This window comes from Streptomyces sp. DH37 (assembly GCF_029813835.1).
Classification (GTDB): domain Bacteria; phylum Actinomycetota; class Actinomycetes; order Streptomycetales; family Streptomycetaceae; genus Streptomyces.
On record NZ_JARVKV010000014.1, the window covers coordinates 41,102 to 61,155 of the forward strand.

At 74.4% G+C, this 20,054-nt stretch carries 19 protein-coding genes, 1 tRNA gene and 1 pseudogene; 7 read left to right on the plus strand and 14 right to left on the minus strand.

Annotated elements, in window-relative coordinates; all coding sequences use genetic code 11:
• The first annotated feature begins 133 nt into the window (after nt 1-133).
• Together QC029_RS10360 and QC029_RS10365 are read left to right on the plus strand one after the other, a co-directional pair.
• Nucleotides 134-1,066: an arylamine N-acetyltransferase gene (locus tag QC029_RS10360; RefSeq protein WP_279555244.1), complete on the plus strand. Its 933-nt coding sequence runs from the start codon at nt 134-136 to the stop codon at nt 1,064-1,066.
• 136 nt (nt 1,067-1,202) lie between these two features.
• Nucleotides 1,203-1,964, plus strand: a complete 762-nt coding sequence (locus tag QC029_RS10365; protein ID WP_279555245.1) for a cyclopropane-fatty-acyl-phospholipid synthase family protein — start codon at nt 1,203-1,205, stop codon at nt 1,962-1,964.
• A 79-nt stretch (nt 1,965-2,043) separates the two neighbouring features.
• Here QC029_RS10365 and QC029_RS10370 read toward each other — a convergent pair whose 3' ends face one another.
• From QC029_RS10370 to QC029_RS10390, 5 genes and pseudogenes are all read right to left on the minus strand, one after another.
• Nucleotides 2,044-2,343, minus strand: a complete 300-nt coding sequence (locus QC029_RS10370) for a hypothetical protein (RefSeq protein WP_279555246.1) — start codon at nt 2,341-2,343, stop codon at nt 2,044-2,046.
• A 91-nt stretch (nt 2,344-2,434) separates the two neighbouring features.
• Nucleotides 2,435-3,157: a class F sortase gene (locus QC029_RS10375; protein WP_279555247.1), complete on the minus strand. Its 723-nt coding sequence runs from the start codon at nt 3,155-3,157 to the stop codon at nt 2,435-2,437.
• Nucleotides 3,158-3,162: 5 nt separating this feature from the next.
• Nucleotides 3,163-4,002, minus strand: coding sequence for a DUF4397 domain-containing protein (locus tag QC029_RS10380; protein ID WP_279555248.1), 840 nt, complete (start codon nt 4,000-4,002; stop codon nt 3,163-3,165).
• 338 nt (nt 4,003-4,340) lie between these two features.
• Nucleotides 4,341-4,814: pseudogene (locus QC029_RS10385) on the minus strand (DUF4383 domain-containing protein); the annotation flags it as partial.
• A 24-nt stretch (nt 4,815-4,838) separates the two neighbouring features.
• Nucleotides 4,839-5,450 (minus strand): sigma-70 family RNA polymerase sigma factor, encoded by a 612-nt coding sequence (locus tag QC029_RS10390; protein ID WP_279555249.1) that lies wholly within the window; start codon nt 5,448-5,450, stop codon nt 4,839-4,841.
• A 108-nt stretch (nt 5,451-5,558) separates the two neighbouring features.
• Here QC029_RS10390 and QC029_RS10395 point away from each other — a divergent pair, with 108 nt between their 5' ends.
• On the plus strand, nt 5,559-6,650 hold the full coding sequence (locus tag QC029_RS10395) for a MerR family transcriptional regulator (RefSeq protein ID WP_279555250.1): 1,092 nt from the start codon (nt 5,559-5,561) through the stop codon (nt 6,648-6,650).
• Between the two features lie 145 nt (nt 6,651-6,795).
• Here the strand turns inward: QC029_RS10395 and QC029_RS10400 are convergent, their stop codons facing one another.
• Nucleotides 6,796-7,200 (minus strand): hypothetical protein, encoded by a 405-nt coding sequence (locus tag QC029_RS10400; RefSeq protein WP_279555251.1) that lies wholly within the window; start codon nt 7,198-7,200, stop codon nt 6,796-6,798.
• A gap of 385 nt (nt 7,201-7,585) precedes the next feature.
• Between QC029_RS10400 and QC029_RS10405 the strand changes: the two genes are divergently transcribed.
• From QC029_RS10405 to QC029_RS10415, 3 genes are all read left to right on the plus strand, one after another.
• Nucleotides 7,586-7,822: a winged helix-turn-helix domain-containing protein gene (locus QC029_RS10405; RefSeq protein ID WP_279555252.1), complete on the plus strand. Its 237-nt coding sequence runs from the start codon at nt 7,586-7,588 to the stop codon at nt 7,820-7,822.
• 100 nt (nt 7,823-7,922) lie between these two features.
• The gene (locus QC029_RS10410) at nt 7,923-8,369 is read left to right on the plus strand and encodes an NUDIX domain-containing protein (protein WP_279555295.1); all 447 of its coding nucleotides are present in this window, start codon (nt 7,923-7,925) and stop codon (nt 8,367-8,369) included.
• A 212-nt stretch (nt 8,370-8,581) separates the two neighbouring features.
• A complete protein-coding gene (locus QC029_RS10415; protein ID WP_279555253.1) occupies nt 8,582-10,669 on the plus strand; it encodes an FG-GAP-like repeat-containing protein in 2,088 nt (695 codons plus the stop codon).
• Between the two features lie 121 nt (nt 10,670-10,790).
• Here the strand turns inward: QC029_RS10415 and QC029_RS10420 are convergent.
• From QC029_RS10420 to galU, 7 genes are all read right to left on the minus strand, one after another.
• Nucleotides 10,791-10,864, minus strand: a tRNA-Ala gene (locus tag QC029_RS10420).
• 85 nt (nt 10,865-10,949) lie between these two features.
• Nucleotides 10,950-12,005, minus strand: a complete 1,056-nt coding sequence (glpR, locus tag QC029_RS10425) for a gephyrin-like molybdotransferase receptor GlpR (protein WP_279555254.1) — start codon at nt 12,003-12,005, stop codon at nt 10,950-10,952.
• Between the two features lie 172 nt (nt 12,006-12,177).
• Nucleotides 12,178-12,804: a GNAT family N-acetyltransferase gene (locus QC029_RS10430; protein ID WP_279555296.1), complete on the minus strand. Its 627-nt coding sequence runs from the start codon at nt 12,802-12,804 to the stop codon at nt 12,178-12,180.
• Nucleotides 12,801-13,328 carry a molybdenum cofactor biosynthesis protein B gene (locus QC029_RS10435; protein WP_279555255.1) on the minus strand — a complete coding sequence of 176 codons (528 nt, stop codon included), beginning with the start codon at nt 13,326-13,328 and terminating at the stop codon, nt 12,801-12,803. Before QC029_RS10435 ends, QC029_RS10430 begins: the two co-directional genes overlap by 4 nt.
• Nucleotides 13,325-13,834: a cyclic pyranopterin monophosphate synthase MoaC gene (moaC, locus tag QC029_RS10440; protein ID WP_279555256.1), complete on the minus strand. Its 510-nt coding sequence runs from the start codon at nt 13,832-13,834 to the stop codon at nt 13,325-13,327. The genes QC029_RS10435 and moaC overlap by 4 nt, the downstream gene beginning before the upstream one ends.
• A gap of 65 nt (nt 13,835-13,899) precedes the next feature.
• A complete protein-coding gene (gene glp / locus QC029_RS10445; protein ID WP_279555257.1) occupies nt 13,900-15,330 on the minus strand; it encodes a gephyrin-like molybdotransferase Glp in 1,431 nt (476 codons plus the stop codon).
• A gap of 4 nt (nt 15,331-15,334) precedes the next feature.
• Nucleotides 15,335-16,237 (minus strand): UTP--glucose-1-phosphate uridylyltransferase GalU, encoded by a 903-nt coding sequence (gene galU, locus QC029_RS10450; protein WP_279555258.1) that lies wholly within the window; start codon nt 16,235-16,237, stop codon nt 15,335-15,337.
• A gap of 262 nt (nt 16,238-16,499) precedes the next feature.
• On the opposite strand from galU, the gene QC029_RS10455 reads away from it, so the two are divergent.
• Nucleotides 16,500-17,063: a 5-formyltetrahydrofolate cyclo-ligase gene (locus tag QC029_RS10455; RefSeq protein ID WP_279555297.1), complete on the plus strand. Its 564-nt coding sequence runs from the start codon at nt 16,500-16,502 to the stop codon at nt 17,061-17,063.
• A gap of 35 nt (nt 17,064-17,098) precedes the next feature.
• Here QC029_RS10455 and QC029_RS10460 read toward each other — a convergent pair whose 3' ends face one another.
• Nucleotides 17,099-19,906: a penicillin acylase family protein gene (locus QC029_RS10460; RefSeq protein ID WP_279555259.1), complete on the minus strand. Its 2,808-nt coding sequence runs from the start codon at nt 19,904-19,906 to the stop codon at nt 17,099-17,101.
• Between the last annotated feature and the right edge of the window lie 148 nt (nt 19,907-20,054).

The following is a 20,054-nucleotide window of genomic DNA, read 5'->3' on the forward strand; positions in this document are numbered from 1 at the left end:
GCCGAGCCGCGCTGAGCCGCACGGCGGTCCCGCCGCCCCTTGACTTCAATCCCGCTTGAAGTCCTAGGTTCGTTCACGCGGGCCGGTGACCACCGGCCCGCGCGGAAGGACGCGACGGGGAGGACGTACGGCCATGGAGAGCACGGAACACACGGGGGACGCGGACCGGCGCTGGGACGGCGATGAGCTGGATCTGGAGGCCTACCTGACCCGGATCGGCCACACCGGGGACCGCTCCCCGACCGAGGCGAACCTGCGCGCCCTGCACCGCGCGCACGTGCTGGGGATCCCCTTCGAGAACCTGGAGATCGTCCTGGGGCGGCCGGTCCCGCTGGACCTGCCCGCCCTCCAGGACAAGCTGGTGCGCCGGGCGCGCGGCGGCTACTGCTTCGAGCACGCCCGGCTCTTCGCCGCCGCCCTGGAACGGCTGGGCTTCGGCGTCTCCGGGCTGACCTCCCGGGTGGGCATGGGCTCGGGCCGCGTACGCCCGGCCACGCACGCCGTGCTGCGCGTGGAGACGGCCGAGACGGAGGAGACCGGGCGGGTGTGGATCTGCGACGTCGGCTTCGGCGGCAGCCCGCTGGAGCCGATCGAGCTGGCCGACGGCGCCGGGACCGCGGACAGCGGCTGGGAGTTCCGGCTGGAGCGGCGCACCACGCCCCTCGGCACGACCGCGGAGGCCGGGGAGTGGGTGCTCCACGAGCGGCCCGGGGCCGGGGACGGCTGGGCCGACCTGCACGCCTTCACCCTGGACCCGCGGTACGCGATCGACTGGGTGGTGGGCAACCACTACGTGTCCACCCACCCGCACTCGCCCTTCGTCCGGCGCCCGATCGTCCAGCGCACCGGCCCGGACGTCCGCCACGGGCTGTACGGCGCGACCCTGGTCACCACCGTCCGCGCGGACGGCTCGCGCCGGGTGCGGGAGCTGGAGCCGCGCGAGGTGCCCGGGGTGCTGGGGGACGTCTTCGGCGTCGAGCTGGACGCGGACGACTCCGGGGCGCTCGTCTCGGCCCTGGAGCGCCTCCCCGCGCCGGACGGCCCGGCCGGCGTGCCGGCGGGCTGACGGGGCGGCAGGGCCCGGAGGGCGGACGGGGATGGGGCGCGGACGGGGGCGCGCCGCCCGCCGTCCCCCTCCGGGCATCCGGGCATCCGAATATCCGGTGTACCCCGCCACCGCTCCGCCGCTAGCGTTCCGCGGCATGACCGACGCCGATCAGCCGCCCCGCCTCACCCGCCTCACCTTCCACGGGCCCCTCTCCGAGGCACGGGCCGACCGCATCGTCCGGCGGCTCGCCCGCAACGGCCCCGCCACCGTCCTCGACATCGGGTGCGGCTGGGGCGAGATGACGCTGCGCGTCCTGGAGGCCGTACCCGGCGCCACGGCCACGGGCCTGGACGTCAACGGCGAGGACCTGGAGCGCGGTCGCCGCGACGCCGAGGCGCGCGGGCTGGCCGGGCGGGTGGAGTTCGTCCGGGAGTCCGCCGAGCGGACCGCGCGCGGACCCGCCGACCTCGTCCTGTGCCTCGGGGCGAGCCACGCCCTGACCGACACCGAACCGCCCCACCACACCGTCCCGGCCCTCGAAGCGCTCCGCGGGCTGGTCTCCCCGGGGGGACGGGTCCTGCTCGGCGAGGGCTTCTGGCAGCGCACCCCCACCGCCGCCGAGCTCTCGGGCATGTGGCCGGGGGCCTCCGCCTCGGACCACCTCCCCCTCGCGGGTCTCGTGGACGCCGCCACCGGAGCCGGGTTCCGGATCGAGTGGATCGAGACGGCGAACGAGGACGAGTGGGAGGAGTTCGAGTCGGGTTACCAGGCCGATGCGGAGGAGTGGCTGGCGAGCCACGGCGACCACCCCCTGGCCGCCGGGACCAGGGAGCGCGTCGACCGGCACCGGTCCGCCTGGCTGCACTACCGGGGTGTGCTGGGACTGGCCTACCTCACGCTGATCCCCGTCGGCTGACCGCCGCCCCGGCCGGCCGCGGTCCCGATGCCCGGCGCCCGGCGCCCGGTGGCCGGTGTCCGGCGTTCGCTTCCCGGCGTCACTCGGGCCCGTCCTCCGCGCCGCTGTGCCCGCCGTCCCGCGGCTCGGCGGTGATCTCGGCGGTGACCTCGGCGGTGACCTCGGCTGCGATGGCGTCCCACACCCGCGGGGGCGGCCGTACGGACACGCTGTCGGCGGGGGCGGTGCGGCGGGCGGTGTCCACCAGTCCCCGCAGGGTCTCCACTTCCTCGCGGCAGGCGGCGCAGCGCTCCAGGTGGCGCCCGGCGGCGCGGGCGTCCTCCGCGGAGGCCCAGCCGAGGGCGAGCGCGGCCGGCAGAGCGGGGTCGCAGTGGTCCACGCCGTCCTCCTCGCCATCTCACCGGGCCCGCGCGCACGCGCCCGTCCGCCTTCCGTCCGCCTCGAGCCACGAACACGACCCGGAACACGCCCTAGCCGCGCCCCCCGGCCGGGACGGCGTACACCAGCAGGTTCCTCTGGTAGCCGCCGCGTTCGCGGTCGTAGGGGGGCGCGCAGGTGACCAGGGTCAGGACCGGCCGCCCGTCGCGCCGGAACACCTCGGCGGGGAGCCTGTCCTTGTCGACCACCTCACGGGCCGTCACCTCGTACCGTACGGGAGGGGCGTCCTCGCGTGCGACGGTGACGTCGTCGCCCTTCCGGACGCCGTACAGCCTGGCGAAGGCGCCCAGGTCGCCGGTGCGGTCGTCCACGTGGCCGACGATGACGGCGGATCCGGCGGGCGCGCCCGGCGCCGGGCCGTAGCGGTACCAGCCGGCCTGCCCGGCGTCCTCGGGGATCTCCACCGTTCCGTCGTCCTGGACGCCGACGTCCTGGACGCGGGCGTCCAGGGAGAGCCGGGGGACGCGCAGCGCCACCGGTTCGGGCGCGGGACCGGCACCGGCACCGGACGCGTCCTGCGCCCCGCCCGGGCCCAGGTCGCCGTCGCGGCCCCCGGACGGCGGCCCGGCCGCGGGCTCCTGGGCCCGCGGCCGGTCGCCGAAGTCCGACGGCGCCGCGGTCCCGGACGGCCACAGCGTCCAGGCCAGCAGCGCCGCCAGGACGGCGGCGGTGACCGCGGCGGCCGTGACGGCCGCCGCGGAGGGCCGCCCACCCCTGGTGGAGGCGCGAGTGGAGGCGCGGGTGGAGGCGCGCATGGCCGTCAGTTGTCCCGGGCGTACCGGCGGCGGGCGGCCAGCAGACCGGCGACCGCGACGGCTCCCGCGGTGCCCCAGGCGAGCCAGGCGGTGGCGGACTCGTTGTCCGCGGCCATCGCACCGCTCTCACCGGCGTTCACACCGCCCGGCGCGGACTGCATGCCGCTGATGGTCTGCGTCTTCAGCGCGAGGTTCCCGTCCTCGGCGCTGCCCCAGGCGTAGACGACGGTGTTGGCGCCCTCGCCGAGCTCCAGGTCGGCGGGGCCGATGGCCACGGTGTCGGTCCCGGCGAGGACCACGTCGGCGCTGACCGTGCCGGCGGGCACCTCCAGCGACTTCTCGTCGGGGTTGGTCAGGCCCTCGATGACCGGCTCGCCGCCCGCGCGGACGTCCACGGCCGGAGCGGCGGCCACATGGCGGACGGTCAGCCGGGACTGTCCGGCCGGGACCTTGGAGGTGTCGTTGACGAAGGCGGTGAGCACGGGGTCGCCCTGCGCGTTCAGGTGCGCGGCGAGCGTGGCGTTCGCGCCGGCCGGGACCTCGACGCTCTTCTGGATGGCGGGGTCGCCGTCGGGCCCCTCGCCGTCCGCGAAGACCTCGATGTCGTAGGTGCCCGGGTCCAGGGCCTGAGGCTCGGTCAGGGTGCCGGGCCGGAAGTCGGGGAGCAGTTCGTTCCCGTTGGCGTAGACGTCGACGGTGAGGCCGGGGACGCCGTGGAAGACCGAGACCGATGCCTTCCCGCCCTGCGCCGGTCCGTCCGCGGAGGCGGGGACGGCCACGGCCAGGGACAGTGCGCACGCACCGGCGGCGACGGAGACGATCTTCCTGCTGCGCGAGTTCATCATCGGGTTTCCCTTCGTGGGAGCCCCGCTCGGAGCGGGACTTCACCCCCTCTTCCGGATGACCGGCCCTCTCGGATGCACGTGGCGACGGGATTTCACGGAACGATTCCCCGTCGCCCCTTCTCCCGGATCGGTTGGTCGTCGTACCGGGACGCCCTGGCTCGGGCGCCGGCTCGGGCCCTGTCGCGGGCCCTGTCGCGAGCCCTGTCGCGGGTCCTGTCGCGGTCGTTGTCACGGGTGAGGGCGGGCCGGTCCGGGCCGGCTCCCCGGAGGCCGGTGGCCTCGGGCGTACGGCCCGGTGCGCCGATCCCCGCCGCCGCCAGGCGGCGCCTGCGTTCCTCCTCCTGAACGGCCCGGTCGGGGTGGCGCCTGAGCCAGTATGGGTTGTCGTGGGGCAGTCCGCCACTTATCCGCCCGTACATCCCGATAGTGAGGATGACCAGGCCCATCAGGAAGCTGAAGACGACGCTGGGCATGCGGAACGCCAGGATGTTGGCGGACCTCTCCAGCAGGACCAGGTGGACGAAGCCGCTGAGGACGAACAGCGAGCCGATCGTCATGGTGAGCGTGGAGGCGGCGTTGCCGCCGATGAACGCCCCGGCCACCAGGAGCGTCCCGACCGCCACCGAGACCAGGCTCAGCAGGCCGTTGCCGGAGAGCCCGGCGATCCCGGAACCGGTGGTGTCGAAGAAGTCGAGCCGGTTGGCGAATCCGAGGGCGCCGAAGGCCAGGAGGACGACGCCGCTGAGGGCGGCGCCGTAGCGGTGGACAGCGGCCAGGCGGTGGTTCACGGGCAGTTCGTCCCGGATCCTCATGGTTCACCGTCTCCTCACGGGAGTTCACGGGGCGTACCGGACGGCCTCCATCCGCCGGCGCAGCCGCAGCAGTCCCCTGCGGGCGTGCGTCTTGACCGTGCCCAGGGGCAGGCCGGTGCGGCGGGCTATCTCGGCCTGGGTGAGGTCCTCGTAGAAGGCCAGGAAGAGCACCCGGCGCTGGGGGGCGGGCAGTCCGGCCAGCGCGCGGGCGACCAGGAGCCGGTCCAGGACCTCGTCCGGATGGGGCCCGGCCGCGGCGGGCGGGAACGCGGGGCCCGCCGCGGCCAGTTCACGGCGCCGGGCGCGGGCGGCCAGCGCGTCGGCCGTCACCCGGCGGGTGATGCCGACCAGCCAGCCCGGCAGCGAACCGCGCTCGGACCGGTAGGCGCCCCGGCCGCGCCAGGCGGCCAGGAAGACCTGCTGCGTGACGTCCTCCGCCTCCCGGGAGTCGCCCAGGACGCGGGTGGACAGGGTGTGGACGAGCGTGCCCCAGCGCCCGAAGAGTTCGGCCAGGGCCCACTCCTCACCGCGCGCCAGGGCCTGGGCCAGCTCCTCCTCGGACGCGGCCGGGCCTCCGGGGACCGGCCGGCGCGGCTCCGGACGAGGGGCCGCCACCCGGGCCGTCGCAGGCGTCATGGCTTCGCTCCTCCCAACGGGCGCGGGACGCGCTTCGGTACTGCCACGGTGGAGCGCATGACGGGAGGGGGCAAGTTGCATCGTTTGTGCGTCGACTACTCTGGACGTATGGCGGACCCTCTGGACCCTCCGGACCCCGTGGAGCCCGCTCCCGGGCGGGCGGGACTGAGCACCGGCGCCGTCGCCCGGCGGCTGGGCGTCGCGCCCACCACCCTGCGCTCGTGGGACCGGCGGTACGGGCTGGGGCCCGGCGGCCGGGAGGGCGGCCGGCACCGGCGCTGGTCGCCGGAGGACATCGCGGTGCTGGAGGCCATGTGCCGCCTGACCGCCTCCGGCGTCCCCCCGGCGGAGGCGGCCCGCCAGGCCCGCGCCGCCGCTCCCCCCGCGCCCGCCGAGCCGCTCCCGGCGCCGTCCCCCGAGCCCGGCCCGCCCGACGCGTCCGGGGAGCCCGAGGAGGCCGGGGAGCCCGACACGTCCGGCACTCCCGCCGAACCCGCCGGGCCGGCCCGCGCGGGGGGCGGCAACGCCCTCCCCCTGGGCAGCGTCGGCCGGGAGTGCCGGGGCTTGGCCCGCGCGGCCGTACGCCTGGACGCCCCCGCCCTCGACGACCTGCTGGACCGCGCGATCGCCGCACACGGTGTGGCCGGGGCCTGGGAGGAGGTGATCATGCCCACGCTGCGGGCGGCGGGCCGCAAGTGGGTCACCTCCGGCGAGCGCTACATCGAGGTGGAGCACCTGCTGTCCTGGCACGTCTCCTCGGCCCTGCGCCGCGTGACGGCCGGATCGCGCTCCGCGCCCCCCGCGTCGACCGCGCCCCCCGCCCCGGTCCTGCTGGCCTGCGCGCCCGACGAGACGCACACCCTCCCCCTGGAGGCCCTGGCCGCCGGGCTGACCGAGCACGGCGCCCCCGTCCGGATGTTCGGCGCCTCCGTCCCGGCCGAGGCGATGGAGGAGGCCGTGCGCCGCACCGGCCCGTCCGCCGTCGTCCTGTGGTCGCAGACCCGCCGCACCGCCGACCCCGCCCTGGTCCGCCGGGTGCGCGCCACCGCCTGGGGCGTGCGCGGCGCCCGGGTGCGCCCCACCGTGCTGGTCGCGGGACCGGGCTGGCGGGGGCTGCGCCTGCCCGGCGCCGTCCGCCCCCGCGGCCTGCGCGACGCCCTCGGACTCCTCACCGCCCCGGCGAGCCCCCGGCCGTCCTGAGGACCGCTGGCGCGGGCTGCCCCGGGCTCCGGCAGCGGGCGCTACCCGGCCCCGCCTCCCCGGGCGGCCTGGACCAGCAGCACCACGGCGACGGCGGACATCGCCACCAATACGCCCGTCCACGTTCCCGGACCCGGCCCCCGCCTCACCGGCCCGCCCCGATACGCCGGGCGCGCACCACCACGCCGCCGGCCCGGTACGTCCACCCGGCCCCGGTAGCGGCCAGGTCCCGTACGCGCGCCGGGTCGTGGAAGGCGAGCGGGGACAGGCAGCCGCGCATCCCGCGCAGCATCGCGGGCACGTCCCGCCCGACCAACACCCCGTACTCCACCCCGGGCGCCTCGCGCCGCGCCGACCAGCACAGCCGGTACCAGTCCCCGCCGCGCCCGGCCGGGGCCGCGCTCCCCTCCACCGGGTGGCACCCGCACCCGCACACCATGTGCAGCACCCCCGGCACCCCGCTGTCCCGCGGCTCGCCGTCCTCGCACCAGCCGTGCCGTCCGATGACGCAGTGCGCCGACCGGTACTCCGGCTCCCCCACCGGGCTCACCGGGGGCTTCCGGGAAAGGTCACGGTCCACCCGGGCCGCAGGGTGTGCGGGTTGTAGACGTAGGCGGGCCGATACGGTCGTTCGGGTGCCGCGACGGTGGCCCGGCCTCCCGGCACGCGGGGCTTCCGATGCCGTCCGGTGGCCGGAAGCACATGGGTCAGCAGCGTCAGAAGGGCAGGGCTCCACGCCCGGCCCAGGGCACGCGCGATAAGGTCTCGCACGTCATCAACTCCCCAGAAGTTGGTGGCCGTGCCCCCGGACCGGTCGCAACGGTCGCGGGGGCGTTCACATGGCCCAGCATAGGAAGCCTGTATACCCCTGTCTACTGGTAGCTATAGCCAGGGGTCTATATGTCCAGGTGTGCGCTGATACGTAACCTCGGCAGGTGACCGATTTCGAGTTCGACCCCACGCGACCGAAGTGGGAGCAGATCGCCGACACGCTCCGGGAGCGCATCCGCAGTGGCGAGTACCCGCCGCGCCGCCTGATCTCCGAGGTGCGCCTCGAGGCGGAGTTCGGGGTCGCGCGGGTCACCGTCAGGAAGGCGACAGCGGCGCTGCGCGAAGAGGGGCTGATCATCACCACCCCGGGCATGGGCTCGTTCGTGGCCGACAGGAGTTGAACCGGGCCCACCGCCGAAGGGACCGTCGATCGTGACCCACCCCGAGCACGACACCCGCCCCAACCCCCGCCCCGACTCCCTGGCCCCCGCGGTCGAATCGATGACCCTGCTGGTCGCGTCCGTCATCGTCCACGACAGGGCCGCCGACCGCGTCCTCCTCCTCCAACGCGGCCCGCGGGCCAAGTTCGGCCAGGGGATGTGGGACCTGCCCACCGGCAAGAGCGATCCGGGCGAGCCCGTCACCGAGACCGCCGTGCGCGAACTCCGTGAGGAGACCGGCCTGGTCATGAAGGCCGAGCACCTGCGCCTCGCCCATGTCGTCCACGGGGCCTGGGGCGTCGAGTCCCCCAACGGCTACCTCACCGTCGTCTTCGCCGCCCACGACTGGTCCGGCGAGCCCGAGAACCGCGAACCGGGCAAGCACTCCCAGGTCCGCTGGACCCCCACCGACGCCCTCCCCGGGAACTTCGTCCCCTCCACCGCCGGCGCCCTGCGCCACTACCTCACCGGCGGCCCCCAGTTCTCGCTCGTCCGCTGGAACACCTGAGGGAGCCGGTCCCCGTGCGCGCCCGTCGGAGGCGATCCGTTATATGCCGGGCCGCCTCCGCCGCCCGCTGCTAAGCTCCCTCAGCCCCGCTCGGGGCACCGAGGGGCCCCACACCCTCCGACTCGGTTCAGGCCCCGCCGTGGTCACGGCGGTGCGGCCTTACACGGGAGGACCCCTTGCCTCGTCTTCTTCTGACACGCCGTCGCGGACCGATGCGCGGCGGCGCCGTCCTGGCGGCCCTGTCGGTCGTCGTCTCGGGGATCGCCGCGGCGCCCGCCGCGGGCGCCGCGGAGACGCCGACCCCGATACGGACGGACGGCGTATGGGGCATCGATTTCTCCGGCGGCACGTTGCACACCGTCGAACGCAGCGCGTCCGGTGATCGGTTCGTCATGGCACGGCAGGTCTCGCCGGACGGTTCGACGGCGTCCGACCGGGTCCCCTGGGGGTACGCCGGCGTACTCGCGAACGGAGCGCACATCAAGCACGTGCCGTGCGACGCGGGCTCCTGCGTGCCCCTGGTCGGCTCCGGCCGCGGCAGCGTCGGGTGGGTCTTCGTGAACACGGGCCTGGAGAAGGTCCAGATCCAGATCCGCCCGAACACCTACCACAGCAGCGACGAGCCCGCGGTCACCGGTGCGCGCATCGTGGACATGGCCGGCCGCTACTTCGTCTACAACGCCCAGTCGACCGGCAGGCAGTACGTCGACGACGTCTCCCCGCACCGGACGACGGACGTACGGATGACCCGCCCGATCACCGCCGCCTCGGTGTGGGGCACCCGGCTGTGGACTCCGGGTTCCGCCGGCGGGACCGTCACCGCGACCGACCTGGAGCAGAAGAAGGTCGTCGAGACGGTCTCCACCGGAGCGCCCTGCGCGATCAGGGAGCTGCAGGCCGTTGGCCGCTGGCTCTACTGGAACTGCGGCCCGACCGGCGCCGCCGGCGTCTACGACCGCGCCGCCAGGAGGAACGTCGCCGTCCCCCCTGGGGCCGCCATGGTCGGCGACGGCTACCTCGTCCGGCACGACAGGACCGCCGGGAAGCTCCTCCTCACCGACTTCCACACCGGCACGAGCGCCGCTCCCCGCGCGATCGCGGACCTGCCCGCCGGCGACACCGCCGACCAGCGGCGGCTCACCTGGTCCGTGGACAGATTCGGCGGCGACATCGCCTACGTCGACTCCGACGACGCCGTCCGCATCGTGGCCAGCGGGGTCCCGTCCCAGCCCCTGGCGAAGACCGAGTCCGAAGTGGACAGCGGTTCCCTGGACATCAAGGAGGACGCCTGGAAGAGCGTCTGGCAGTTCAGCAAGCCGGCGGCCTGGACCTTCACCGTCAAGGACGCGTCCGGCCGCACGATCCGGACCCTGACCGGCGAGGGCGGCACGGAGGCCGATGTCGTCTGGGACGGCAGGACCGACGCGGGGACGTACACCTACAACGGCGCGCACACCTGGACGCTGAAGGCCACCGCGCTCGAGGGCGGGGGCTCGTACAGCACCACCGGGAAGATCGGGGTGGGCGGCGGCCGGCAGGGCCACCACGACCAGGGCGGTTACAGCTACGGCGAGCTGGTCACGCTGAACTCCACCGGCGGCCTCACCCTCCACTTCACCCACGGCAGGGGGACCTTCGACTGGAAGGCGTCGGGCTCCGGGTGGCCTGCCGGTGCCGTGGCCGTCCCGTTCGGCGACATGGGCAGCGACCGCTGCTCCGAGATGCTCGTCCGCATGCCGGGCGGCGAACTGCGCCGGTACGCGAGCAGGTGCGGCGGCGCGTACACGCCGTCGAGCAGCCACACGTCGCTCGGCACCGGCTGGAACGCGTACAACGTCCTGACCGCCCCCGGCGACCTGACCGGCGACGGCCGCGCCGACCTGCTCGCCCGCAAGGCGTCCACCGGCGACATCTACCTCTTCGCCAACGACGGCCGCGGCAAGCTGGCGACGGGGAAGAAGATCCGCTCGGCGTGGACGACGTACACCAAGGTCGTCGGCGCAGGAGACCTCAACGGCGACGGCCACGGCGACGTCCTCGCCCACCGCAAGGACGGCGCGCTCTTCCGCTACGACGGCACCGGCACCGGCCTGCTCAAGGAACGCGTCCAACTCGCCACCGGCTGGGGCCTGTCGTACAACACCCTGGTCGGCGTCGGCGACATCACCGGCGACGGCCACGCCGACATCATCGTCCGCGACACCAACAACGTCCTGTACCGCAACAACGGCACCGGCCGGGGCACCTTCACCGGCCGCACGAAGATCGCCACCGGCTGGAGCTACAGGGGCGTCTTCTAGAACCTTCGGCCTCCGCGGTCCCCGCCGTCTCCGCGGTGTCTTCCGGGCGCCGCCCGACTGCCTGCCGTACGCACGGCGAAGCCCCTCCCGAGACTCCCGGGAGGGGCTTCGTGCTGCGGTGTGGACCTGAGGGGATTTGAACCCCTGACCCCCTCGATGCGAACGAGGTGCGCTACCGGACTGCGCTACAGGCCCTTGCAACGGGTGAAACCCTAGCATCCCCGATGCCGTGCGCGGAAATCCGTTCCCGTGCTGGTCACGGAGGGCGGGTCGCCCCGGGTCACTCGTTGGCCGCGCGGGGGCGGCCCTCCTCCGCGTACTGGTCGAACAGCGGCGTCTGGCGGCGCGGGGACGGAGCCGGGGTGTGGTGGGGAGCGGGGGCCGGGGCGGGTTCGGAGGAGGCCGTGGTGGAGCGGGCGGAGCTCCAGGCGTCCGGGGCGCCGAGGTCCACGCCGCGGGCGGTACGGCGGGCGACGGGGGCGTTGACGTACGTGGGCAGCGGCACGGGGGTGGGCTCCCAGCCGCTCTCCGCCGGGGCGGGGGTGCGCTCGCGGCGCTGGGCGTCCACCCACTCGGCGTGGTCGGTCTGCTCCACCAGGGCGCGCCGCTCGGCCGCCTCCGGGTCGGGAGCGGGCTCGGGGGCGGGCTCCGGGGCCGGGGCGGCGGCCTCGGCGCGGGCGGGGCGGGTGGCGCGGCGCTCGCGCAGATGGCGCGCGGCGACCTCGGCGCGGCGCTGGTCCATGACGAACTCGAAGCGGCGCTTCTCCTGGGCGCGCAGATGGGCGATGTACGCGCTCAGCAGCCCGGCCGGGATCGCCGGGGCCCACAGGAACGCGATGCCGCCGACCGCCGCGACGATCGCGCCGAGCGTGAAGGCGAGGAAGAGCGCCATCGTGGTGCGCCGGCGGCGGGCGAGGACCTTGGCCCGGCCCTTGTGGCCCTGGTCCGGCCGCTCCTGCTGGGGGCGGTCCTGCTGGGACCGGTCCTGCTGGGGGCGGCGCACCTCCGTGAGGGCCTCGGAACGCGCGACCGTCGCCGGCCCGGGGACCTTGAGGCGCTCGGTCACGGGGTTGGCGAGGGCCCGGACGTCGACGCCGTCCGGGGCACCCTTGTCGTCATCGTCGGCGGGGCCGCCGGTGCCCTCGGCCGTCTCCTTCAGGCTCCTGGCGTACCGGCGCTCCATGCCCGCACGGCCGGACAGCAGCCGGATGGCGGTGCTGAAGCGCTCCGTCGGACGCGCCTCGTTGAGTTCGTCCTGCCGGCGGAGCCACATCGGCACCAGGTAGGCGGCCCAGGCCCCGACGATGACTGCGTAGATGAGGCCGCTGCTGCTCACCCACCACACGGTAGAGGGGTTTCGGGAGGGGGATACGCCAATTGGCGCGGTGTGTCGCACGATCCGGCTGATATCCCAACCGTTTTTTGTGATGACAGCGGTCTGCCTCCGCGTATGTGTCCGCCCGATGACTGTAGGGTGTCTTATCCACAGGCAATATCGAACATTTATTTTATTTCCGCGGAGCCCCGGGATGGGAGCGCCGCCGCCAGCGGCTCAGCAGGCCCTCGGGGACGTCCTCCGTGGTCAGCGCGTAGACCAGGTGGTCGCGCCAGGCGCCGTCGATATGCAGATAACGCGGTCGCAGCCCTTCCTCGCGGAATCCGAGTTTCTCCACCACCCGGCGGCTCGGCCCGTTCTCCGGGCGGATGCAGACTTCGATGCGGTGCAGTCCGACGGTGCGGAAGCAGTGGTCCACGGCCAGTGCCACGGCCGTCGGCATCACCCCGCGCCCGGCCACCTCCCGGTCGACCCAGTAGCCGATGTGCCCCGAGCACATCGAGCCCCAGGTGATGCCCGCGACCGTGAGCTGGCCGGCCAGCCGTCCCTCGTACTCGATCACGAAGGGCAGCATCCGGCCCGCCTGCGCCTCCGTCCGCAGATGACGGACCATCTGCCGGTACGTCGGGCGCCGCGGCGGCAGGCGGCCGGGCAGGGCGGGCGGGATGGTGGCCTCCCAGGGGCGCAGCCAGTCGCGGTTGCGCTGGTTCACCTCGCGCCAGGCGCGGTGGTCGCGCAGCCTTATGGGGCGGAGGGTGACGTCGCCCTCCGACAGCTCGACCGGCCACGGGGCGTTCAGTGGGTCACGTCCTTCTCCGGGGAGGCCCCCCTGGGGTGGTCGCCGCCGTGGATCTGGTCCACGGCGTGCGGCAACAGGGGCTCCAGGACGGCCAGGCCGTCGCGTACGCCCCCGGTGGAGCCGGGGAGGTTGACGATCAGGGTGCGCCCGGCGACGCCCGCGACGCCGCGCGAGAGCGCGGCGGTGGGGACCTTGGCCGCCCCGGCGGCGCGGACGGCCTCGGGGATGCCGGGGATCTCGCGGTCGAGCACGGCCCGGGTCATCTCCGGGGTGCGGTCGGTGGGCGAGATGCCGGTGCCGCCGGTGGTGAGCACCACGGCGTAGCCGTCGGCGACGGCCTCGCGCAGCACGTCCCGGACGGGCTCGCCGTCGGGGACGACGCGCGGGCCGTCGGTGGCGAAGCCCAGCGCGCGCAGGGCCTCGGCCAGCAGCGGGCCGGTGGTGTCGGCGTAGACGCCCGCGGCGGCGCGGTTGGAGACGGTGACGGCGAGGGCGCGGTGGCCCGTGGGCGCGGGCCCGGTCATCGGTCGCGGCTCCAGTCCCCGGAGGCTCCCCCGGTCTTCTCCTCCACCCGCACGTCGGTGATGACGGCCCCCTTGTCGACGGCCTTGACCATGTCGACGACGGTCAGCGCCGCGACCGACACGGCCGTCAGCGCCTCCATCTCCACTCCGGTGCGGTCGGTGGTCCGCACCGTCGCCGCGATCTCCACCGCGTCGTCCGCGACGGACAGCTCGACCCGTACCCCGGACAGGGCCAGCGGGTGGCACAGCGGTACGAGGTCGGGGGTGCGCTTGGCGCCCATGATCCCGGCGATGCGGGCGACCGCGAGCGCGTCGCCCTTGGGCACGCCCTCGCCGCGCAGCAGCTCCACCACGCGCGGGGAGACGCGTACGCGGCCGGTGGCGCGCGCCGTGCGGGCGGTGACGTCCTTGGCCGAGACGTCGACCATCCGGGCCGCGCCCGCCTCGTCGATGTGGGTGAGGCCCGCGGCCCCGCCCGATGGACTCCCCTGTCGCGCGCTGCTCATCGCTCTCCCGCGTCGGTCCGTTCCCGGACGACAACGGTACCCGCCGCCCCGCGGGCGCCGTCGCGTCAGTCCAGGAGCACGACCTCCAGTTCATCGCCCCGGGCGACTTCCGTGGTCCGCTCGGGTACGACGACCAGCGCGTCGGCCCGGGCCAGGGAACCCAGCAGGTGGGAGCCGGGGCCGCCGACCGGGCGGACCGTGCCGTGCTCCTCGCCCGCGGCCGGCGGCTCGTACCGGCCGCGCAGGAACTGCCGCTTGCCCTCGGGGGAGGCGATCGGCCCGTCGCACTCCAGACGCGCGGTGACCGTGCGCCGGGTGACGGGCTCCAGGCCCATCAGGACGCGCAGGGCGGGACGGACGAACAGCTCGAAGGAGACGTAGGAGCTGACCGGGTTGCCGGGGAGGGCGAACAGCGGGATCCGGTCGGGGCCGACCAGGCCGAAGCCCTGCGGCTTGCCGGGCTGCATGGCCAGGCGGCGGAACTCCACGCGCGCGGCGGCCCGGCCCCCGGCGGGCTCCGCCGGCGCGCCGGCGCCGGCGGCACTGGCATCGGCACCGGCGGCATCGGCATCGGTGGCGTCGGCGGGGCCGTCGGCGCGCGGCGGCTCGGCGCCGCCCAGGACGGTGCCCTCCAGATCGGTGAGCGCCTCCTTGACCACGTCGTACGCGCCGACGCTGACGCCGCCGCTGGTGACGACGGCGTCGGCCCGGACGAGCTGGTCCTCGATGACGGTGCGCAGGGTCTCCGCGTCGTCGGCCACCGCGCCGACGCGGTAGGCGATGGCGCCGGCCGCGCGGGCGGCGGCGGTCAGGGCGAAGCTGTTGGAGTCGTGTATCTGGCCGGGGCCCAACGGGGCGCCGGGCCTGACCAGTTCGCTGCCGGTGGAGAGCACGACCACGCGCGGGCGCGGCCGTACCGTGACGGTGCCGCAGCCGACGGCGGCCAGCAGGCCGATCTGCGCGGGGCCCAGGACGGTGCCGGCCTCCAGGGCGACCGATCCGGCGCGTACGTCGCCGCCCTTGTCGCGCACGTACTGCCGCGCCGCCACCGGGCGGTGGACGCGGACCTCGCCCGCCGCGCCGGACGGATCGGAGCCGTGGGCGGCCATGGCGTCGGCGGGGCCGCCGCCGGTGCCGCCGTCGGTCCACTCCACGGGGACGACGGCCTCGGCGCCGGGCGGCAGCGGGGCGCCGGTCATCACGCGGGCGGCCTGCCCGGGGCCGACCTCGGGCAGCCTGCCGGCGCCCGCCGCGACGTCGCCGACGACCTCCAGCACCGCCGGCTCGTCCTCGCTCGCCTTCGCCACGTCGGCGACGCGCACCGCGTAGCCGTCCATGGAGCTGTTGTCGAAGGGCGGCAGGGAGACGGGCACCAGGACGTCCTCGGTGAGGACGCAGCCCTGGGCGTCGAGCAGGTGCAGCTCGATGGGCTCCAGCGGCCTGACCGACCGCAGGACGTCGGCCAGGTGCTCGTCGACGGACCAGGTCCCGCTCAAGGGCCTACAGCTCCTCTTTCACGAAGTCGCGCAGCCAGGCGCGGAAGTCGGGGCCCAGGTCCTCGCGCTCGCACGCCAGCCTGACGATGGCCCGCAGGTAGTCGCCGCGGTCGCCGGTGTCGTAGCGGCGGCCCTTGAAGACCACGCCGTGGACCGGGCCGCCGATGGAGGGGTCGGCGGCGAGGGTCTGGAGGGCGTCGGTGATCTGGATCTCGCCGCCGCGGCCGGGCTCGGTCTTGCGCAGCACCTCGAAGACGGCCGGGTCCAGGACGTAGCGCCCGATGATGGCCAGGTTGCTGGGGGCCTCCTCGCGGGAGGGCTTCTCCACCAGGTCCGAGACGCACACGACGTCGTCGTCGCCGGTGGGCTCGGCGACGGCGCAGCCGTAGAGGTGGATGCTGGCCGGGTCCACCTCCAGCAGGGCGATGACGCTGCCGCCGTAGGTCTCCTGGACCTCGATCATCCGCGAGAGCAGCGGGTCGCGCGGGTCGATCAGGTCGTCGCCGAGGAGGACGGCGAAGGGCTGGTCGCCGACGTGCGGGGCGGCGCACAGGACCGCGTGGCCCAGGCCCTTGGGGTCGCCCTGGCGCACGTAGTGGATGGTGGCGAGGTCGGTGGACTCCTGGACGCGGGTGAGCTTGGCCTCGTCGCCCTTGCTGCGCAGGACCTCCTCCAGCTCGTAGTTGCGGTCGAAGTGGTCCTCCAGCGGGCGCTTGTTGCGGCCGGTGACCATCAGGACGTCGGGGAGCCCGGCGGTGACGGCCTCCTCCACCACGTACTGGATCGCGGGCTTGTCGACGACCGGCAGCATCTCCTTCGGAGTGGCCTTCGTCGCCGGAAGGAAGCGGGTGCCGAGCCCGGCGGCCGGGATGACGGCCTTGGTGATCCGTGTACGTGAGGTAGTCATGTCTGCACCATAGCCGCTGGTTTGATACGCAACGTGCACGTCTGACACGTTCGGCTGGTCCGTTGCGGTTTACTGACGATCGTCCCGGCGCCTGGAGCCGTACCGCCGCGCCATCAGGATGATAATGCGCCTGCCATGGCGAGGGCCTGGCGGAATCGAGCCGGGAGATGAACACGGGGTGAGGGACATCGAAACAACCGGAACAACAGAAACAACCGGGGCGGCGGAACCGGCAGGGGGACCGGCCGACGGGAAGCGCGCCCTGCGGCGCGCGCTGCTGGCGGCACGGGCCCACCTCCCGGAGGACGACGTGCACCGGGCCGCCGGGGCGCTCGCCCGGCACGCGCTGGAGCTGCCCGAGCTGGCCCGGGCGCGCACGGTCGCCGCGTACGTCTCGGTGGGGCGCGAACCCGACACCCGCGCGCTCCTGGACGAGCTGCGCCGGCGCGGCGTACGCGTGCTGCTGCCGGTGCTGCTGCCGGACGACGACCTGGACTGGGCCGCGTACGAGGGCGCCGAGCGCCTCTCCCCGGCCCGCCGCGGGCTGCTGGAGCCCACCGGGCGGCGGCTCGGGCCGGACGCGGTGACGGAGGCGGACGCCGTGCTGCTGCCGGGGCTGGCCGTGGACCGGCGCGGGATGCGCCTGGGGCGCGGCGGGGGCAGCTACGACCGGGTGCTGGCCCGGATCGAGGCGTCCGGGGCCGCCCCGGCGCTGGTGGTGCTGCTGCACTCGGGCGAGTTCCTGCGCGCGGTACCGGCCGAGCCCCACGACCGGCCGGTGCACGCCGCGGTGACCCCCGAGGGGGTGCACCGCTTCCCGGCGTGAGACCGGCCGGCCGCGGGGCCCGCGGGTCTACGGCGTCACGGGGTGAGGGCCATGGTGTCCTCGGTGGCGTCCTCGACGGCCTCCTGGCTGAACGGCCACGCCAGCAGCTCGCCGTCGGCCCACTTGTCCGTCTGGTCCACGTAGTTGGCGTGGTAGGCGTGGCCGGAGGCGCCGGCGAGGTTGATCCAGCGCGACTCGTCGAGCCTGCCCAGGTTGACCACCATCCGCATCGACGGCACCCAGACCACCTCGTAGCCGCCCGCCGCGTTCCAGCCGGTGGCGTTGACGGCCGCCTCGCCGCCGCCGAGGTCCCACGGGCCGCGGTTGAGCAGGTGCTGGACGAAGCCGGGGCCCTCGGTGCCGAGGGTCTGGTTCTTGAGCATCAGCCGGTGCAGACGGCCCCAGCTCCAGGTCTCGATGTCCTTGCCGAGCTTGGTGGTCAGCTCCCAGCGGGCGTCCTTCATGGCGCGGGCCAGCAGCGCGTCGCGGTCGCCCTCGCCCTCCTCGAAGCGGCTGCCGGGGGTCCACCAGCCGCTGTCGGGCTCGTTCAGCAGCGTGCGCACGACCTCGTACCAGCGGTCGCCGCCGTCGGGCTGCGCGGACTCCGGGGCGCGCGTGCCGCACTCGCGGACGGTGCGCGGGGTGCCGTCGAGGTCCTCGATCGGGCCGGACTCGTCGGCCGGGCGGACCCGCAGGCACTCGCCCTCGACGCGGAGCTCCTTGGGGAGCTTGTTGCCGAAGCCGAGCTTGAGGAGGTTGCGCCACACGCCGTTGAAGTACGCGGCGGCGGCGGAGTCGGCGTCCTGGGTGTAGTCCCAGCCCTCCAGGAGCTGCTGCGCCTGGCGGATGTAGGGGTCCTTGACGTCGATCTTCAGCAGGTGGGGCACCAGGATCTTGGCTATCTCGCTGCTGTTGTCGAGCTGCATGGACTGCATGTCGTCCGTGGAGATCTTGCCGCCGTCCTTGATCTTCGACTGGATGAGGTCGTTGATCCGCTGGCTGCGCGCGCCGTAGCCCCAGTCCTCGGTGAGCAGGTAGGGGTACCTCTCGGGGTCGACGACGGCCTGGTTGGCGGTGACGATGTAGCCGCGCTCCGGGTTGTACTCCCAGGGCAGGGCCTCCTGCGGTATGTAGCTCTTCCACTCGTAGCGCGCGTCCCAGCCGGGCGCCGGGTAGCGGCCGTCGTGGTTCTCGGCGCGGACCGGGATGCGGCCGGGGGCCTGGTAGCCGATGTTGCCCTCGGTGTCGGCGTAGATCAGGTTCTGGGAGGGGACGGCGAAGTCCCGGGCCGCCGCGCGGAACTCCTCGAAGTCCCCGGCGGCGTTGAGCGCGAAGACCGCGTCCATGGTCTTGGACGGCTCCAGCGCCGTCCAGCGCAGCGCGACGGCGTAGCCCTTGCCGCGGTCGGGGGCGACGTCGCCGACCGGCGCGTGGTCGCCGACGCCGGCCAGTTCGGCGCTGCGGTCGGAGACGAGGGGGCCGTGGCGGGTGGAGCGGACGGTGATCCTGCGGTCCTCGCCGCCCGCGACCTTGATGACCTCCTCGCGGGTGTCGTACGGGATCCTCTCGCCGTCGTAGAGGTACGTCCCGTTCTCGATCTTCTCCAGGTAGAGGTCGGTGACGTCGGCGCCGAGGTTGGTGAAGCCCCAGGAGATGTCCTGGTTGTGGCCGATTATCACGCCCGGCGTGCCGGAGAAGCCGAAGCCCGCGACGTCGAAGGGGCAGGCGGCGCTGACCGACTTGCAGTGCAGGCCCACCTGGTACCAGAGCGAGGGGAGCTGCGGGGCCAGGTGCGGGTCGTTGGCGAGCAGCGGCTTGCCGGTGGTCGTGTACCGCCCGGAGACGACCCAGGAGTTGGAGCCGATGCCGTCGCCGTTGGGGCCGAGGAGGGCGGGGACGGCGTCGAGGGAGTCGGCGAGGGCGGCGAGCTGGGTCTGCACGCCCTGGGCGTCCTGCCCGCCCTGGACGGTGTCACCGGGACCGGTGGCGCCGGGGGTCGTCGTACCGGGCGTCGCGCCGGGGACCGTCGTGCCGTCCTGCGCCGCGTTCCCGCCGTTCCCGCCGTTCCCGCCGTTCCCGCCGTTCCCGGCGGCGGCCTCCGGGTCGTAGGAGCCGTCGAGGGCGCTCACCGCGCCGTCCTGGACGATCGGCTTGTTCCGGTCGTACGGGTAGTCCGGGTAGAGCGCCTCGATCTGCTTCTCCGTCAGGCGGCTGGAGAGCAGGGCCCGGTCTATCTCGTCCTGCATGTTGCCGCGCAGGTCCCAGGCCATGGCCTTGAGCCAGGCGACGGAGTCCACCGGCGACCACTTGTGCGGCTCGTAGTCGCCGACGAGGTCGAGGGCGGCGTACTCCAGGGAGAGCTCCGCGCCGCCGCGGTCGGCCAGATAGGCGTTGACGCCCTCGGAGTACGCCAGCAGGTACTTCTTGGTCGTCTCGGACAGCTTGGTGTCGTACTCCTTCTGCGCCACCTCCCGCCAGCCCAGGGTCCGCAGGAAGGCGTCGGTCTGGACCTGGCCCTCGCCGAACATCTCCGACAGCCGTCCGGCCGTCAGGTGCCGCCGCACGTCCATCTCCCAGAAGCGGTCCTGGGCGTGGACGAAGCCCTGGGCGCGGAAGAGGTCCTCGGCGCTGTCGGCGTAGATCTGGGGTATGCCGTGGCCGTCGCGCTTGACGGTGACCGGGGCGGACAGGCCTTCGAGCTGGAGCGTGCCGGTCGTCTGCGGGAAGGACGCGCGGACGGTGCCGACACTCCAGTAGGCGCCGTAGCCGACGCCCGCCACGAGCAGCAGCACGACTGCGATCACGAAAAGGCGGGCGCGTCGCGAGGTCTTCTTGGCGGGCATCGCTGTCCTTCGAGGGCAGGGTGGGACCAGAGGTGCTGGAGCAACCATAGGACGAGCCGTGCCACCGACCGGCAGGGAGTCCGGGCAACCGGGGCCGCGAGATTCAAGTACTGGTAAATTGTTAGGCAAAGAAATGACTTTTCGGCGA

Excerpts from the sequence above, each read along its gene's own strand:
- QC029_RS10395 (WP_279555250.1), top strand. The coding sequence starts at position 5,559 with ATGGCGGACCCTCTGGACCCTCCGGACCCCGTGGAGCCCGCTCCCGGG.
- galU (WP_279555258.1), bottom strand. The coding sequence starts at position 16,237 with ATGACTACCTCACGTACACGGATCACCAAGGCCGTCATCCCGGCCGCC.
- QC029_RS10375 (WP_279555247.1), bottom strand. The coding sequence starts at position 3,157 with ATGCGCGCCTCCACCCGCGCCTCCACTCGCGCCTCCACCAGGGGTGGG.
- QC029_RS10380 (WP_279555248.1), bottom strand. The coding sequence starts at position 4,002 with ATGATGAACTCGCGCAGCAGGAAGATCGTCTCCGTCGCCGCCGGTGCG.
- QC029_RS10460 (WP_279555259.1), bottom strand. The coding sequence starts at position 19,906 with ATGCCCGCCAAGAAGACCTCGCGACGCGCCCGCCTTTTCGTGATCGCA.
- QC029_RS10365 (WP_279555245.1), top strand. The coding sequence starts at position 1,203 with ATGACCGACGCCGATCAGCCGCCCCGCCTCACCCGCCTCACCTTCCAC.
- QC029_RS10360 (WP_279555244.1), top strand. The coding sequence starts at position 134 with ATGGAGAGCACGGAACACACGGGGGACGCGGACCGGCGCTGGGACGGC.
- moaC (WP_279555256.1), bottom strand. The coding sequence starts at position 13,834 with ATGAGCAGCGCGCGACAGGGGAGTCCATCGGGCGGGGCCGCGGGCCTC.
- QC029_RS10410 (WP_279555295.1), top strand. The coding sequence starts at position 7,923 with ATGACCCTGCTGGTCGCGTCCGTCATCGTCCACGACAGGGCCGCCGAC.
- QC029_RS10415 (WP_279555253.1), top strand. The coding sequence starts at position 8,582 with ATGCGCGGCGGCGCCGTCCTGGCGGCCCTGTCGGTCGTCGTCTCGGGG.
- QC029_RS10390 (WP_279555249.1), bottom strand. The coding sequence starts at position 5,450 with ATGACGCCTGCGACGGCCCGGGTGGCGGCCCCTCGTCCGGAGCCGCGC.
- QC029_RS10435 (WP_279555255.1), bottom strand. The coding sequence starts at position 13,328 with ATGACCGGGCCCGCGCCCACGGGCCACCGCGCCCTCGCCGTCACCGTC.